This is a genomic window from Brachybacterium sp. 107 (assembly GCF_052379725.1).
Classification (GTDB): Bacteria; Actinomycetota; Actinomycetes; order Actinomycetales; family Dermabacteraceae; genus Brachybacterium.
Map to the genome: position 1 here is coordinate 393,242 of NZ_JBQSYW010000002.1, position 14,626 is coordinate 407,867.

The following is a 14,626-nucleotide window of genomic DNA, read 5'->3' on the forward strand; positions in this document are numbered from 1 at the left end:
CCGCCGGGCTCTGCGGAGCTCGGCCCGGTGAACACCCCACGGGGACAGTCAGCACAACACGCGCCCCCACGGTGCGGATGGAGGAGATGTGTTCAACAATCCCAGCGAGGTCGTCAAGTACATCGAAGAGGAGGGCGTCGAGTTCATCGACATCCGCTTCTGCGATCTGCCAGGCATCATGCAGCACTTCAACGTGCCCGCCAGCACGTTCGACGAGGAGGCGATCGAGACCGGACAGCTGTTCGACGGATCGTCCATCCGCGGGTTCCAGGCGATCCATGAATCCGACATGAAGCTCGTGCCGGATCTGGAGACCGCCTACCTGGACCCGTTCCGCGAGCGCAAGACCCTCATCATCAACTTCTCGATCGTGGACCCCTTCACGGACGAGCCGTACTCCCGCGATCCGCGCACCGTGGCGTCGAAGGCCGAGGAGTACCTGAAGTCGACGGGAATCGCGGACACCGCCCTGTTCGCCGCCGAGGCCGAGTTCTACATCTTCGACGACGTGCGGTTCAAGACCGGAGTCAACTCCGGCTTCTACAGCATCGATTCCGACGAGGCCGTGTGGAACACCGACCGCGACGAGTCGGAGTTCGGCGGCAACAAGGGCTACAAGACGCGCCTGAAGGGTGGCTACTTCCCGGTTCCCCCGAACGACCAGATGGCGGATCTGCGTGACGAGATCTGTGCGGTCCTCGAGGAGACCGGCCTGCAGGTCGAGCGTGCCCACCACGAGGTCGGCACCGCGGGCCAGCAGGAGATCAACTACCGCTTCAACACGCTGCTGCAGGCGGCGGACGACGTCATGAAGTTCAAGTACGTCGTGAAGAACACCGTGTGGGATGCCGGCCGCACCGCCACGTTCATGCCCAAGCCGCTGTTCGGCGACAACGGCTCGGGCATGCACACCCACCAGTCGCTGTGGAAGGACGGCGAGCCGCTGTTCTTCGACGAGCGCGGCTACGGCGGTCTGTCCGACATCGCCCGCTGGTACATCGGCGGCATCATCGAGCACTCCCCCTCGCTGACGGCCTTCACCAACCCCACGGTGAACTCCTTCAAGCGTCTGGTGCCCGGCTTCGAGGCCCCCGTGAACATGGTCTACTCCGCCCGCAACCGCTCTGCCGCGATCCGCATCCCGGTCACCGGTGCGTCCGCGAAGGCCAAGCGCGTGGAGTTCCGTGCGCCGGACCCGTCGGCCAACCCGTACCTGGCGTTCGCCGCACAGCTGATGGCCGGTATCGACGGCATCCGCAACCGCATCGAGCCGCCCGAGCCGATCGACAAGGATCTGTACGAGCTGCCGCCCGAGGAGCACAAGCAGATCAAGCAGCTGCCCGAGTCCCTCGGCGCCGCACTCGACGCCCTCGAGCTCGATCACGACTACCTCACCGAGGGCGACGTGTTCCCCGAGGACCTCATCACGACCTGGATCGAGCTCAAGCGCACCACGGAGATCGATCCGTTCCGCTACCGCCCGCACCCGCACGAGTTCGAGCTCTACTACGACATCTGAGTCACCGGACTCTCTCGAGCCGCCTGAGCGATCCGGCATTTCTGAGACCTCCGCGTCCCAGCACTGTCGAGGATGGGCCCCTGTTCCGCAGCATCGCGGGGCAGGGGCCCATCCTGTCGGTTCGGTCCCGTTGCACGCGTGGTCAGTCCCTGACGGGGAACATCCTGTCTCCTCGCCGGATAGGGTCGCGGTATGACCGAGCACGAGGCGACCGACGGCGTGGACGACCAGGCCCCCGAGGTGTCGCACGCCGACCTCGCCCCGACCCCCTTCGCCGCCTCCCTGCGCTGGGCCGTCCATGCCCTCGTCTACCTCATGGTCATGCTGGTCACGGGGCTCGTGCTGGCTCCACCCGCGACCTCCCGCAGCTGGATCGTGGTCGCGCTGCTGGCCGTCTTCACCACCATCTACTCCATCGGCGCCCGGCGCGCACTGCGCCACCGGGCGGGACCCGAGGGATCCTGGAGCGCCCTGGCGTATCTGGCACCGAGCATCGTGGTCTGGGCAAGCACCTTCACCCTGGGGCCGGAGACGGTATGGGTGGCCTTCGGCCTGGACTTCGCCGTGCTCTACGCACTGCCGCTCGCCGGCGGGCTCGTCGCGCTCGCGGTCGTCACCGCCATCGCGGTGCTCGGATACACCGCGTGGTCCTCCGATCCGATGCCGGGGGAAGTGGCCGGCCCCATGATCGGGGCGCTGGTCGCACTCGCCGTGGTCATCACGGTCCGTGCCCTGCAGCGGGAGGTCGATCGCCGCACCCGCCTGGCCCGTCAGCTCGCCACCGCGCGGGACACCATCGCCGAGCAGACCCGTGCGGCGACCACTGCCGCCGAACGGGACCGGATCGCCCGCGAGCTCCATGACACGGTCGCGCAGTCGAACCTCTCGATCCATCTGCTGCTGGATGCCGCCGATGTCGCCCTGGACCGCGCGGACACGCAGGAGGCCCGCACTCTCGTGCAGGAGGCCCGCGCCGCCGCGGCCCGCACCGGCATGCAGACCCGCCGCTTCGTCGACGCCGCCGATCCCGAGATCCCTTCGGGCACCGCCCTGCGCGACGAGCTGCACCGCCTCGTGGCCGATGCCGGGCGGGTGGGCCGTTCGCAGGTCACCCTGCGGGACGAGATCACGGACCACGAGCTCGAGGCCCTGCCCCGCAGCACCGCTCGCGCCGTGCTGCGCCTGGTCGAGTCCCTGCTGGCGAACACGGTCCAGCACGCACAGGCCTCGCGCACGATGGTGACGCTCGAAGTCCACGACGGTGAGGTGATGCTGGACGTGGTCGACGACGGCCGCGGCTTCGTCCCCGAGCAGGTCGCGGGCTTCGGGCTGCGATCCGCCCGCGCGCGGGCCGCCTCGGTAGGTGGCACCCTGCTCGTCGAATCCACCCCGGGCAGCGGCACCGCCGTGCAGGTGGTCATGCCGCTCCCCCACTCTGTCCCTGCTCCTGAGGAGTCCGCATGATCCGAGTTCTCCTGGCCGATGACCATGCGATCGTCCGCCGCGGATTGATCGCCGTGCTCAGCGCCGAGGACGGCCTCGAGGTGGTCGCCGAAGCCTCGACACCGCAGGAGGCGGTGCTGCTGGCGCGTTCCACCACCCCGGACGTGGTGCTGCTGGACCTGCAGTTCGGGGTCGGCCAGGAGCGCGGCACCGACATCATCCCGGCGCTGAGCCAGCTGGTGCCGCCACCCACGGTGCTGGTGCTGACCACCTACGACAACGATCAGGACGTCACCGCCGCGATGGATGCCGGTGCCGGCGGCTACCTGCTCAAGGACTCCCCCGCCGACGAGCTGGTCTCCGCCGTGCGCCGTGCGGCCGACGGCGCCGGCACCGTCGATCCTCGGATCTCGCAACGGCTGCGGGAGCGGCGCACGGACACCGCGCTCAGCGCGCGGGAGCTCGAGGTGCTCACCCTGGTCGCGGCCGGACGCACCAACGCCCAGATCGCGAGCGACCTGTTCCTCTCCCAGGCCACGGTCAAGACCCACCTGGTGCATGTCTTCGACAAGCTGGGCGTCACCCGGCGCACCGAGGCGGTCGCCCGCGCCCGCGCCACGGGGCTGCTGCGACCCGAGTGATCTCGATGCCCGGCGCGACCGTCCGACCCGTCGTCCGAGCCGGTCGAGGCCGCGGGGCCGGGCCGGGCCGGACAGCCCCGGCGGATCATCCCGGTTCGCTCAGCCCAGTCCGTCCATCCCGCCCTTGGCCCGCAGCAGCGACAGCAGCAGGTCCTTGGGCCCCGAGCTCGCCTCGAGCGCGCACTCGTCGGGCTCGAAGGACCAGGCGCTGCGCAGGGCGCGGAACACCTCGAACTCGGCGTCCCCGGTGCGCAGCGGGACGGCCTGGTAACCGCCGGCCTCGGGCAGGTGGATGATGAACGCCCCCGTGAGCTCCGGCATCTCGCGCAGCGTGCCGTCGTCGTCCAGGAGCTCTTCGGCGCGGCACACCGCCACGCCCTGCAGCGCATAGTCGCCGCGCACCTTCTTGGACGTCTTGATGTCGGCGCTGAGCAGGGTGTTGCCGATCCGTACGATCGCATCGGTGGTGCCGGCGTAGCCGACGGTGTGGTTCACGACAGTCTGCTCGATCTCGACGAACTCGGGCTGATAATCCTCCAGGAACCGGCCGTAGCCGTCCAGGCGGATCCCGGCGCGTGCGATGAGCGCCTGCGGGTCCTTCTCCGTGGCGAATGCTCCCTGGGAGGCTCGCATCGAGTCGGCGAGCTCACCGATCTCGGCGTCGGAGGGCCGGGAGCCGCTGGTGCCCCACAGCTCACAGGCCGCGTGGACCAGAGTGCCGAAATCGGCGGTGGTGCGGGTGTACTCCGGGGCGGCCGCGGCGATGCGCTTCTGAGTGCCCCATCTGTCCCGCGAGACGCGGGAGATCTCGGCGGCGGCGCGATCAGGATTGCGATCCAGCCAGGAGTACATCTCCAGTGCCCGCTTCGAGGCCATGGTCGCGTACCAGCCCTGCAGGAAATCCTTCGCCCGCATCCCCGCCACGTTCGTGATCGAGGGGTACAGCAGCGGACCGTCGGGCTCGAGTCGGTACATGCGGCCGCGCGGGGTGTCGGCGCTGAGCTTCGGGGTGGTCATAGCTCCTCAGGAGGGTGCGAGGGCGTGCGGAGGCTGCACGGTGCACGGGGTGCAGGGACAGCGACCACGGTACGGCCTGCCGGGGTCTCCGCGGGGGCGCTGGGGACGGACGCGCCGCGCACGACGCCCACGTCACGGCGTGACGGGGTGCTCGGTCTCGTCGATCTCACTCCCCATCCCTGATCCCCCATTCCTCATTCCTCACTCCTCGGTGCCGAAGATGAGACGCTCGGCGATGATCCGGGCCCGCCTCGTGCGGCGCAGATACCGCTCCTCGAGGTCCGACGCCGTGCAGTCGTCGCCGTCGATCAGCCAGGCCAGGGCGCGCAGCTCGTTGCGGTCCGACGGGAGCACATCTCCCTCGCGTCCCTTCCACAGGAACAGGCAGCGGCGCACCTGCCAGCCCAGGTCCCACGCCTTGGTCAGCTCCCGGGCCTCGCGGCCCGAGATGAGCTCCGCCTCGGTGGCCGCCTGGAGCTGATCCATGGTCGACGTGGTGCGCAGGCCCTCGATCTCGTGCCCGTGCTCCAGGGCCAGGATCTGCGCGCTCCACTCGACGTCGGTCATCCCGCCGCGGCCCAGCTTCACGTGCCGGGACGGGTCGGCGTTGCGGGGCAGCCGCTCCGACTCCACGCGAGCCTTCATCCGAGTGATCTCGCGCCGGGCGCCCGCGTCCAGACCGCCTGCCGGATAGCGGTGCCGGTCCATCTCCTCCCGCAGCTCGGCGGCGATCGCCTCGGAGGCCACCACCGGCCGTGCGCGCAGCAGGGCCTGCTTCTCCCAGGTCTGGGCGTCCCGGCGGTAGTACGTCGTCCACGCCTCGATGCTGCGGGCCAGCGGGCCCACCCTGCCCTCGGGGCGCAGATCGGCGCTGACCTTCATGTCCGCCCCGGCGGCCGGGGCGTTGAGGATCCGCTGGGTCTGGGTCGCGACGGCGATCGCGATCTCCCCAGTGGCCGCGCCGGCGCCGCGGTCGAGCGCCAGGAACTGGACGTCCGCGTCGGAGGAGTAGCCCATCTCGCGGGCCCCGAAGCTGCCCATCGCGAGGATCGCCATCTCCACGCCGAGCGCGCGCGCCGGATCCGAGCGCCGCTCGCGCAGCCTCTTCGCGGTGCCGACGTCGACCACGTCCACCTCGTCCAGGGTCTCGGCGTCCTCATCGACCACGTGACGCTCGAGGGCGACGACGTGGAAGGCGACCAGCAGGCCCGCCTCGAGCACGGCCTCGGCGAGGTCGGTCAGTGCCCGGGCGACCTCGCGCGGGGACGACACCCCGGTCAGGTGCGCCAGGGCGATACGCAGGAGCTCGCGGCGCCGGGTCCGGCGCAGCACGTCCTGGGCGACCTCGACGGAGTCCACCCGGGAGATGACCGCGAGGAACTCGCGTCCCAGCACGTCACGGGGCAGCGGACGCAGATGTTCGTCCCGAGCCAGCCAGCGCACCGCGCCGGGGATCTTCTCGAGCTGCTCGCCGACGAAGCGGCTGGCCGAGAGCACCCGGGTGAGCCGCTTGGCGGCGAGTCCGGAGTCCCTCAGCAGACCGAGGTACCAGTGCTCCGACCCGATCTCGTCGGAGATGCGACGGAAGGCGAGCAGGCCCATGTCGGGATCGATCCCGTCGGCGAACCATTCGAGCATGGCGGGCAGGAGCTGGCGCTGGATCTTGGCGCGCCGGGAGATGCCCTCGGTGAGCGCGGAGATGTGGCTGAGAGCGCGGGTGCCGTCGCGATAGCCGATCGCGGCGAGACGGGCCTTCGCCGATTCCGGGGTCAGCGAGATCTGGCCGTCGCTCAGCTGCGACGAGGTCACCAGCAGAGGCCGGTAGAAGATCTCCTCGTGCAGCTGCCTCACCCGGCGGCGGGTACGGCTGTACTGCGTGTCGAAGTCGTTCCGGCTCAGACCCATCGTGCGGGCGAGGCGGCGCAGATCCGCCGCGGAGGTGGGCAGCACCTGGGTGCGGCGCAGCCGATGCAGCTGCAGGCGGTGCTCCACGCAGCGGAGGAACCGATAGGCGTCGTCCATCTCCGCCACGTGGTCGCGGGAGATGTACCCACCCTCCCCGAGCCGGGCCAGGGCCTCGAGGGTGGATCGGCTCTGGAGCCGGTCATCGGTGCGGCCGTGGACCATCTGCAGCAGCTGCACGGTGAACTCGACGTCCCGGAGCCCGCCGGGACCGAGCTTGATGTTGCGGTCCACCTCGCCGCGCGGGATGTGCGCGACGACGCGACGCCGCATGGCACGGGTGTCCTCGACGAAGCTGTCGCGGGTGGAGGCCTGCCAGATCCAGGGTTCGACGAGCTCCTCGAAACGCGCGCCGAGCTCCGCATCACCGGCAGCGGCGCGGGCCTTGAGCAGGGCCTGGAACTCCCAGGACTTCGCCCACTGGTCGTAGTAGTGCGCATAGGAATCGATGGTCCGCACGAGCGGGCCGTCCTTGCCCTCCGGGCGCAGGTTCGCGTCGACCTGCCACAGGGACCCCTCCGAGGTGCGGTCCGAGCAGGCCCGGGCCAGCTCCCGGGCGAGGGCCGATCCGATGACGACGAGATCCTCCTCGTCCGCCGCGGTCCCCGAGGCCGCGTCCTGGGCCGGGGCGACCACGTGCATGACATCGACATCGGAGATGAAGTTGAGCTCGCGGGCGCCCGTCTTCCCCATCGCCATCACGGCCCAGCGAACCTTCTCGTGCCCGTCGACCGCTGCCCGGGCGATCGCCGAGGCGGCGTCCAGCGCGGCGTCGGCGAGATCGCTGATCGCTGCGGACACCTGGGGCTGCAGCGCCATCGGGGACGGTGCCATGACATCCGCGGCGGCGATCTGCACCAGGCGCTCGTGGTAGGCGATGCGCAGGGCATCGCGCATCTCGCGGGCGCCCTCCCCCGCCACCGGGAGATCGGCCGACGGGTCCGCGCCGACGGCCTCCAGCAGCATCTCGCGGACCGTCGCCGCCGGCAGGGCCAGCTGGTCGTCGCCGTCACGCAGCGCGTCGAGCCGCTCGGGATGGCGCGCGAGGAAGTCCCCAAGGGCGACGGACGTCCCCAGCAGACGGATCAGGCGCTCCCCGTGGCTGCCCTTCGTGCCGACGGAGGCGAGGAAGTCGTCCATCAGCGCCGACTGTCCGCTCTCCTGGGCGGACTCCGCCAGGCGCAGCAGCCCGAGCACGGCGTCGTCGCCGTCGGCCGTCGCGCCGAGGCGCGCCGGTCCCCCCGGTCCCAGCGCGGCGAGCACGGGGTCGGCGAGGAACCGGTGGACCCGGTCCGTGCTGCTGAATCCCAGCCGGGCGAGGGCGCCGGTCGTGGTGGGCGGTTCCGTCGTCATGTGCGCTCCCTCGGGGTCAGGTGCGGGCAGGTGCGGGCAGGTGCTCCCGGGGGCTCAGACCCGGCTGAAGGTCGAGGCCAGCTCGTGGTCGGTCACCTGTTCGCGATACCGCTCCCACTCCTGCTTCTTGTCGCGCAGGAAGAACTCGAAGACCTGCTCGCCGAGCGTCGCCGCCATCAGCTCCGAGCTCTCGAAGTTCTCCAGCGCACGGAACAGATCGGTGGGCAGCGGTTCGATGCCCATGGCACGGCGCTCGCGCTCGGAGAGGTCCCAGACCGCGTCCTCGGCGCCCTCGGGCAGCTCGTACTCCCCCTCGATGCCCGCCATCCCGGCGGCCAACAGAGCGGCGAAGGCGAGATAGGGGTTGGCGGCGGAGTCCAGCCCCCGGAACTCGACACGGGAGCTGGTGCCCTTGGTCGGCTTGTGGAACGGCACCCGCACCAGGGCGGAGCGGTTGTTGTGGCCCCAGCAGATGTAGCTCGGGGCCTCCTGCGCGCCCCACAGGCGCTTGTAGGAGTTCACCCACTGGTTGGTCACCGCGCTGTACTCGGGGGCGTGGCGCAGCAGTCCCGCGATGAACTGCCGACCGATGCGGGAGAGGCCGTACTGGGCACCCGGCTCGTGGAAGGCGTTCTTGCCGCCTTGGAACATCGACAGGTGGGTGTGCATGCCGGAGCCGGGCTGGTCGATCATCGGCTTGGGCATGAAGGTCGCGACCTGCCCCATCGACAGCGCGACCTCCTTGACGACCGTGCGGAGGGTGACGATGTTGTCCGCCGTGGTGAGCGCGTCGGCGTAGCGCAGGTCGATCTCGTTCTGGCCGGGCCCGTTCTCGTGGTGGGAGAACTCCACCTGGATGTTCATCGCCTCGAGGTGCTCGATGGCGGCGCGCCGGAAGTCCTGGCCCTGCCCGCGGTGCACATGGTCGAAGTAGCCGGCGCTGTCGATCGGTCGCAGCTTCTCGCCCTGCCGGTACGGCTCCTCGAAGAGGTAGAACTCGATCTCGGGATGGGCGAAGAACTCCAGGCCCTTCTCCTCGGCGCGGGCGAGCGCCTCGCGCAGCACACGGCGCGGGTCCGACGCCGCCGGTTCGCCGTCCGGGGTGAGGACGTCGCACATCATCCGGCCGGTCGCATTGGTCTCGCCGCGCCACGACAGCAGCTCGAACGTGCCGGGGTCGGGGCGCAGGATCATGTCCGACTCGTAGCTGCGGGTGAGCCCCTCGATCGTGGAGCCGTCGATCCCGATGCCCTCGGTGAACGCCGCCTCGAGGTCCGACGGGGAGATCGCGATGGACTTCAGCGTCCCCGCGATGTCGCAGAACCACAGGCGGATGAACCGCACGTCGCGATCGGAGACCGTTCGGATGACGTCGTCGTGGAGATGTTCCATGCGCCCAGTCTGCCTCAGGTCGTGCCCGCCGACGACAGCACGACGCCCCGACATCCGCAGCGGATGTCGGGGCGCGACGCGGTGATCCGCGATGGATCACATAGGAGCCTGGACGTACCACTCGCCGTCATCGGCCTTGATCACGTTCATACCCATGTCGGTCCCGGCCACGGCGACGGCCGCAGTCCCGTCGCCGTTGTCCGTCAGCTCGACCATGGAGGCGTCGAAGGCGTCGAACATGCCCGGCTCCAGCTGGATCCCCTGGGCCTCGAACCCGGACTCCAGTCCCGGCGCGCACCCGGTCACGAACTCGTCGCTGGGTGCGCCCTTCGTCGTGGGGTCGTAGATCATCTCGCAGGCGCCGGTCGTGTCGTCATCGAGCACCTGGAGGAATTCGACGAACATCTCGCTGCCGGCCGTCAGATCCTCGTCGCTCAGCTCGCCGGCGGCCGCCGCGTCTCCTCCGCCGTCCGACGCCGCAGATCCCGCACCGGCGGCCTCGGTGTCGCCGCCCGCATCGGAGGCACCGGCGCTGCCGTCGTCCTCGGCTGCTGCACCGTCGTCCTTCGCGGCGCCGTCATCCTCGGCGGGCTGCTCCTTCTCGTCGGCGGGCTTCTGCTCGCCGTCGTCGCCTCCCCCGAGCAGACTTCCACAGCCCGATGCGCCCGCGACGATGGCGAGAGCTCCCAGACCTGTTGCCGCGCCCCGCACTGACTTGCGCATGATCGACGTCATGTTCGTTTCCTCCCTCTCGACGCCGGCACTGATACCGACAAGGGAAAACTTTGGCACGGAGGACCCATGGACTGCCAGGGGGAGAACTCCCCATCACCGCTAGGCTGGGTCCGCGCCGGATCCGCAGGTCCCGCTCTGGCAGCTCGTCCACGCGAGGACCGCAGGACGTCCGCATCACCCAGCCACCCGCCCAGGAGCACATCGTGAGCACCCCCTCCGGCACCGGTCCCGTCGGCCCGGCCAAGGTCCGTATCCGTCATCTGCACGACGCCAAGGATCGCGGGCGTCCCTTCTCGATGCTGACGGCCTACGACCAGTACTCGGCCCAGGCCTTCGAGGCGGCCGGGATCGACGTGCTGCTGATCGGTGACTCCGTGGGCACCACGGTGCTCGGCCATTCCTCGACCACCGGGACCACGCACCAGGACATGCTCACCTTCACGGGTGCCGTGGCCCGCAGCGTGCACCGCCCGCTGATCGTGGCGGACCTCGCCTTCGGCACCTACGAGACCGGTCCGGCCGACGCCGTGCGCCATGGCGTCGACCTGATCCGCGCCGGCGCGGAGATGGTCAAGCTCGAGGGCGGGCGCGCGATCGTCCCGCAGATCCGGGCGCTCGTCGAGGCCGGCATCCCTGTGATGGGCCACCTCGGGTTCACCCCGCAGTCCGTCAACGCGCTCTCCGGTCACCGGGTGCAGGGCCGAGATGCCGCCGGCGCGGACCAGCTCGCCGAGGACGCCCTGGCGATCCAGGAGGCCGGAGCCTCGGCGATCGTGCTCGAGCTCGTCCCCGCGCAGGTCGCCGCCCGCATCACCGAGGTCGTGCAGGTCCCGACGATCGGCATCGGGGCAGGGCCCTCCTGCGACGGCCAGGTGCTCGTGTGGCAGGACATGGCAGGACTGTCCGGTTTCCACGGGAAGTTCGTCAAGGCGTTCGCGGATCTGCGCCGCGACCTCACGCACGCCGCCGAGCAGTACCGGGTCGAGGTCGCCGAGGGCACCTACCCCGGCCCGGAGCACTCCTTCGACTGAGCGGCTCCGGGCCCGGGCGTGCCGTGTGATGCTACGCCTCGTCGGCGCCCTCCCAGGCGTCGTCGTCCTGCTCCCACTTGTCGTTGCGGGCCGCAGCGATCTTCAGCGCCTTCTGGGCCTCCTCGCGAGAGGCGTAGGGGCCCATCAGGTCCGTCACCGGCGATTGCCGCCCCTCCTCCACGTCGCCCGTGCTGAGGTTGTAAAAGAACTCCGTGCCGTCGGTCACGTCGGTCTCCTTCCGCGTCGATGAGAGACTGGTGGGTATGACTGTAGAGCAGGTGTGGTTCCGTCCAGAAGGCCGCGACGAGCTGGTGCCCGGCACCATCGGCCCCCGACGCACGGTGCCCGCGCGCATCGAGCGCCCCGAGTACGTGGGCAAGGACGAGGCGGTCTCCGACTCCGGCCCCCGCGTCCAGACCCCCGAGATCATCGAGCGGGTGCGCGAGGCGAGCCGCGTCGCGGCCCTCGCCCTCCAGGCCGCCGGTGAGGCCGCCGAGCCCGGCGTCACGACCGACCACATCGACGCCGTGGTGCACGACGTGCTGGTCGAGAACGGTGCCTATCCCTCGACGCTCGGCTACCTCGGCTTCGAGAAGTCGTGCTGCACGAGCCTGAACGAGGTGATCTGCCACGGCATCCCCGACTCCACCATCATGCAGTCCGGGGACATCCTCAACGTCGACGTCACCGCCTTCCTCCACGGCGTCCACGGCGACACCAACGCCACCTTCGCAGTCGGGGACATCGATCCGAGGGCGCAGCAGCTGATCGATATCTCCCATGAGGCGATGATGCGCGGGGTGAAGGTCGCCAAGCCCGGCCGCCAGGTCAACGTCATCGGTCGCGTGATCGAGAAGTTCGTGGCACGTCACGGCTACGAGTCGGTGCAGGACTACACCGGCCACGGCGTCGCCGAAGGCTTCCACAACGGCCTGATCATCCCCCACTACGACTCGGCCCCGATGTTCGACGACGTCATCGAGGAGGGCATGACCTTCACGATCGAGCCGATGGTGACGATCGGGTCGCAGGCCTGGGAGCAGTGGGACGACGGCTGGACCGTGGTCACGAAGGACCGCTCCTTCACCGCTCAGTTCGAGCATACGATGCTCATCACCGCGGAGGGTCCCGAGCTGCTCACCGTCGTCTGAGTCGGGCGCTCACCGGGACGCCGCCCGGCTTCCGGACCCCTGCTCCGCGGCACCCGGCCGCCCGGTATCGTGGACGCACCGTAGGTGCCCCGAGGACGGGGCGCTCTGCCGGGCGGTCCCTCCGCCCGGTTCACCGCGATCAGGAGTGGCGATGTCCAAGGCGAAGCACCGCACAGCGTTCGGGATCGACATCGGCGGGAGCGGCATCAAGGGCGCGCCCGTGGGTCTCAAGAAGGGTGATCTGGCTGCGGACCGGGTCCGTCTGACGACCCCGCAGCCGTCGACACCCGACGCGGTCGCCGACACGGTCGCCGAGCTGATCAGCTCCTTCGACATCGCCGACGGCATGCCGGTGGGCGTGACCTTCCCGGCCGTCATCCAGAACGGCGTCGCGCTCACGGCGGCGAACGTCGACGACGCCTGGATCGGGACCGACGTCGATGCCCTGCTGACCGAGCGCACCGGCCACGACGTCTTCGTGGTCAACGACGCCGACGCCGCGGGGATCGCGGAGATGGAATTCGGTGCCGGCCGCAACTCGTCCGGGGTGGTTCTGGTGATCACTCTGGGCACCGGAGTGGGCAGTGCGATGTTCGTGGACGGGAAGCTGGTCCCCAACACCGAGCTCGGGCACGTCCTGCTCCACGACGACGACGCCGAGAAGTACATGGCCAGCTCCATCCGGGAGAAGGAGGATCTGGACTGGGAGACCTGGGGCGGGCGCCTCCAGGAGTACTTCTCCCACATCGAGTTCCTCTTCTCCCCGACCAGGATCATCGTGGGCGGCGGCGTCTCCAAGAAGCACGAGAAGTTCCTGCCCCTGCTGGATCTGAAGACCGAGATCGTGCCGGCCGAGCTGCGCAACGAGGCCGGGATCATCGGTGCCGCAGTGCTCGCCCGCAAGGAGCAGAAGGCGCTGGAGAAGGGCGAAGAGGGCACCGAGGACAGGAAGCCCAAGAAGCACAAGAAGTCCGAGAAGGACACGAAGAGCTCATCGAAGTAGCTCATCGAAGGAGGTCCTCGAGGGAGGTCCTCGCCGCGAGGAGTCCCCGCTGACCCGGGTCGCGCACGGATGCGCGGCCCGGGTCAGGACGTGGGGCGGACCAGTCGGCCTGTAAGCCGGGTTCTGTTATCGGCAGCCATCCATCTCGCATCGCCGTTGCCGACGACCTCCAGCGGTCTACCCGGGAACTCGGGCCGGCGCCCTCGAACATTCCCTGTCTGACCTTGCTCCCGGTGGGGTTTACCGTGCCGACCTCGTCACCGAGGCCGCGGTGGTCTCTTACACCACCCTTTCACCCTTACCGCCTGTGCCCCGAGGGGCGCAGGCGGCGGTCTGCTCTCTGTGGCACTGTCCCGCGGATCACTCCGGGTGGGCGTTACCCACCACCGTGCCGGATGGAGCCCGGACTTTCCTCGGCCCCGGGGAGTGAGCCCCGAGGACGCGACTGCCCGGCCGACTGGTCCGCCCCGGAGTCTACGCCGATCGGCACCGTCGGCCGTCATCACGACCGACGCCGTCACCGCTCTGACGTGCCGAACGTCTCGCGGGTCAGGGATCGCGGAGCACCTGGGCGCGGCCGAGAATGGTGGGGTGCTGATCCTGCTTCCCCCCTCGGAGACCAAGACCCGCCCAGCGCCCGCGGAGGCCGCACCGCTCGATCTCGACGCGTTCGGCCTGCCGGACCTCGCTGACTCCCGCCGCATGATGCTGCGCGCCGCTGTGCGCACCGCCGAGGCCCGTGGCGGTGCGGACAAGCTGGGCGTCCCGGCCTCCTCCCCCGAGCTCGTGGCGCGCATGGCGCAGGTCGAGCAGGAGCCGGCAGCCGCGCCGCTGAGCGTGTACTCCGGGGTCCTCTACGACCAGCTGGACCCCTCTCGCGCTCTCCCCGACGACCGACGGGTCCTCGTGCAGAGCGCGCTGTTCGGGCTCGTGGACGCGGCGACCGATCGGATCCCGGCCTACCGGCTCTCGGCCGCGTCGACGGTGTCGCGCCTGGGCAAGGCAGGATCCTGGTGGGCACCCCGCCTGAAGCCGGTGGCCGCACGGCTGCGCACCGAGCTCGCACAGAGCGGCTCCCCGCTGGTCGTCGACAGCCGGTCCGGTTCCTACCGCTCGATGATGTCGATGCGCAGCGGGGCCGGCGTGCGGGTGCTCGAGGTGTCCCCGGTGCAGGAGCGCGGCGGGGTGCGGAAGGTGATCTCGCATGACGCGAAGCGGTACCGCGGACTGGTCACGCGCGCCCTGGTGGATGTCGAAGGCACCCCGACGACCGCCGACGAGGTCGTCGACGTGGTCCGTGCCGCATTCGGCACCGGGCTCCAGGTCGAGCTCGACGGGGATCGGCTGGTCGTCGTGGACCGGGTGAGCTGAGAACGGTC

General features: G+C 70.0%; 12 protein-coding genes and 1 other RNA gene. 7 read left to right on the forward strand and 6 right to left on the reverse strand.

Going from position 1 to position 14,626, the window contains the following annotated elements:
* The first annotated feature begins 88 nt into the window (after positions 1–88).
* From glnA to ACT3UL_RS04285, 3 genes are all read left to right on the forward strand, one after another.
* Positions 89–1,519 carry a type I glutamate--ammonia ligase gene (gene glnA, locus ACT3UL_RS04275; RefSeq protein WP_444576900.1) on the forward strand — a complete coding sequence of 477 codons (1,431 nt, stop codon included), beginning with the start codon at positions 89–91 and terminating at the stop codon, positions 1,517–1,519.
* 192 nt (positions 1,520–1,711) lie between these two features.
* On the forward strand, positions 1,712–2,983 hold the full coding sequence (locus tag ACT3UL_RS04280; RefSeq protein ID WP_444576901.1) for an ATP-binding protein: 1,272 nt from the start codon (positions 1,712–1,714) through the stop codon (positions 2,981–2,983).
* The gene (locus tag ACT3UL_RS04285; protein WP_444576902.1) at positions 2,980–3,603 is read left to right on the forward strand and encodes a response regulator; all 624 of its coding nucleotides are present in this window, start codon (positions 2,980–2,982) and stop codon (positions 3,601–3,603) included. The genes ACT3UL_RS04280 and ACT3UL_RS04285 overlap by 4 nt, the downstream gene beginning before the upstream one ends.
* 99 nt (positions 3,604–3,702) lie before the next feature.
* On the opposite strand, the gene ACT3UL_RS04290 is transcribed toward ACT3UL_RS04285, so the two are convergent.
* The 4 genes from ACT3UL_RS04290 to ACT3UL_RS04305 all read right to left on the reverse strand — a co-directional run bounded on the left by ACT3UL_RS04290 (position 3,703) and on the right by ACT3UL_RS04305 (position 10,062).
* Positions 3,703–4,620, reverse strand: a complete 918-nt coding sequence (locus ACT3UL_RS04290; RefSeq protein ID WP_444576903.1) for a hypothetical protein — start codon at positions 4,618–4,620, stop codon at positions 3,703–3,705.
* A gap of 201 nt (positions 4,621–4,821) precedes the next feature.
* Positions 4,822–7,935 (reverse strand): bifunctional [glutamine synthetase] adenylyltransferase/[glutamine synthetase]-adenylyl-L-tyrosine phosphorylase, encoded by a 3,114-nt coding sequence (locus ACT3UL_RS04295; RefSeq protein ID WP_444576904.1) that lies wholly within the window; start codon positions 7,933–7,935, stop codon positions 4,822–4,824.
* Positions 7,936–7,989: 54 nt separating this feature from the next.
* Positions 7,990–9,327, reverse strand: a complete 1,338-nt coding sequence (locus ACT3UL_RS04300; protein WP_444576905.1) for a glutamine synthetase family protein — start codon at positions 9,325–9,327, stop codon at positions 7,990–7,992.
* 96 nt (positions 9,328–9,423) lie between these two features.
* Positions 9,424–10,062 (reverse strand): hypothetical protein, encoded by a 639-nt coding sequence (locus tag ACT3UL_RS04305; protein WP_444576906.1) that lies wholly within the window; start codon positions 10,060–10,062, stop codon positions 9,424–9,426.
* Between the two features lie 203 nt (positions 10,063–10,265).
* Between ACT3UL_RS04305 and panB the strand changes: the two genes are divergently transcribed.
* Positions 10,266–11,093: a 3-methyl-2-oxobutanoate hydroxymethyltransferase gene (panB, locus tag ACT3UL_RS04310; RefSeq protein ID WP_443335252.1), complete on the forward strand. Its 828-nt coding sequence runs from the start codon at positions 10,266–10,268 to the stop codon at positions 11,091–11,093.
* 31 nt (positions 11,094–11,124) lie between these two features.
* On the opposite strand, the gene ACT3UL_RS04315 is transcribed toward panB, so the two are convergent.
* The gene (locus ACT3UL_RS04315; protein WP_443335251.1) at positions 11,125–11,319 is read right to left on the reverse strand and encodes an SPOR domain-containing protein; all 195 of its coding nucleotides are present in this window, start codon (positions 11,317–11,319) and stop codon (positions 11,125–11,127) included.
* A gap of 37 nt (positions 11,320–11,356) precedes the next feature.
* Between ACT3UL_RS04315 and map the strand changes: the two genes are divergently transcribed.
* Positions 11,357–12,244 (forward strand): type I methionyl aminopeptidase, encoded by an 888-nt coding sequence (map, locus tag ACT3UL_RS04320; RefSeq protein ID WP_444576907.1) that lies wholly within the window; start codon positions 11,357–11,359, stop codon positions 12,242–12,244.
* 151 nt (positions 12,245–12,395) lie between these two features.
* The gene (gene ppgK / locus ACT3UL_RS04325; RefSeq protein ID WP_444576908.1) at positions 12,396–13,247 is read left to right on the forward strand and encodes a polyphosphate--glucose phosphotransferase; all 852 of its coding nucleotides are present in this window, start codon (positions 12,396–12,398) and stop codon (positions 13,245–13,247) included.
* A 96-nt stretch (positions 13,248–13,343) separates the two neighbouring features.
* Here ppgK and rnpB read toward each other — a convergent pair.
* Positions 13,344–13,708, reverse strand: an RNA gene (rnpB, locus tag ACT3UL_RS04330) — RNase P RNA component class A.
* A gap of 130 nt (positions 13,709–13,838) precedes the next feature.
* On the opposite strand from rnpB, the gene ACT3UL_RS04335 reads away from it, so the two are divergent.
* Positions 13,839–14,618 carry a YaaA family protein gene (locus ACT3UL_RS04335; protein WP_444576909.1) on the forward strand — a complete coding sequence of 260 codons (780 nt, stop codon included), beginning with the start codon at positions 13,839–13,841 and terminating at the stop codon, positions 14,616–14,618.
* The last annotated feature ends 8 nt before the right edge of the window (positions 14,619–14,626 follow it).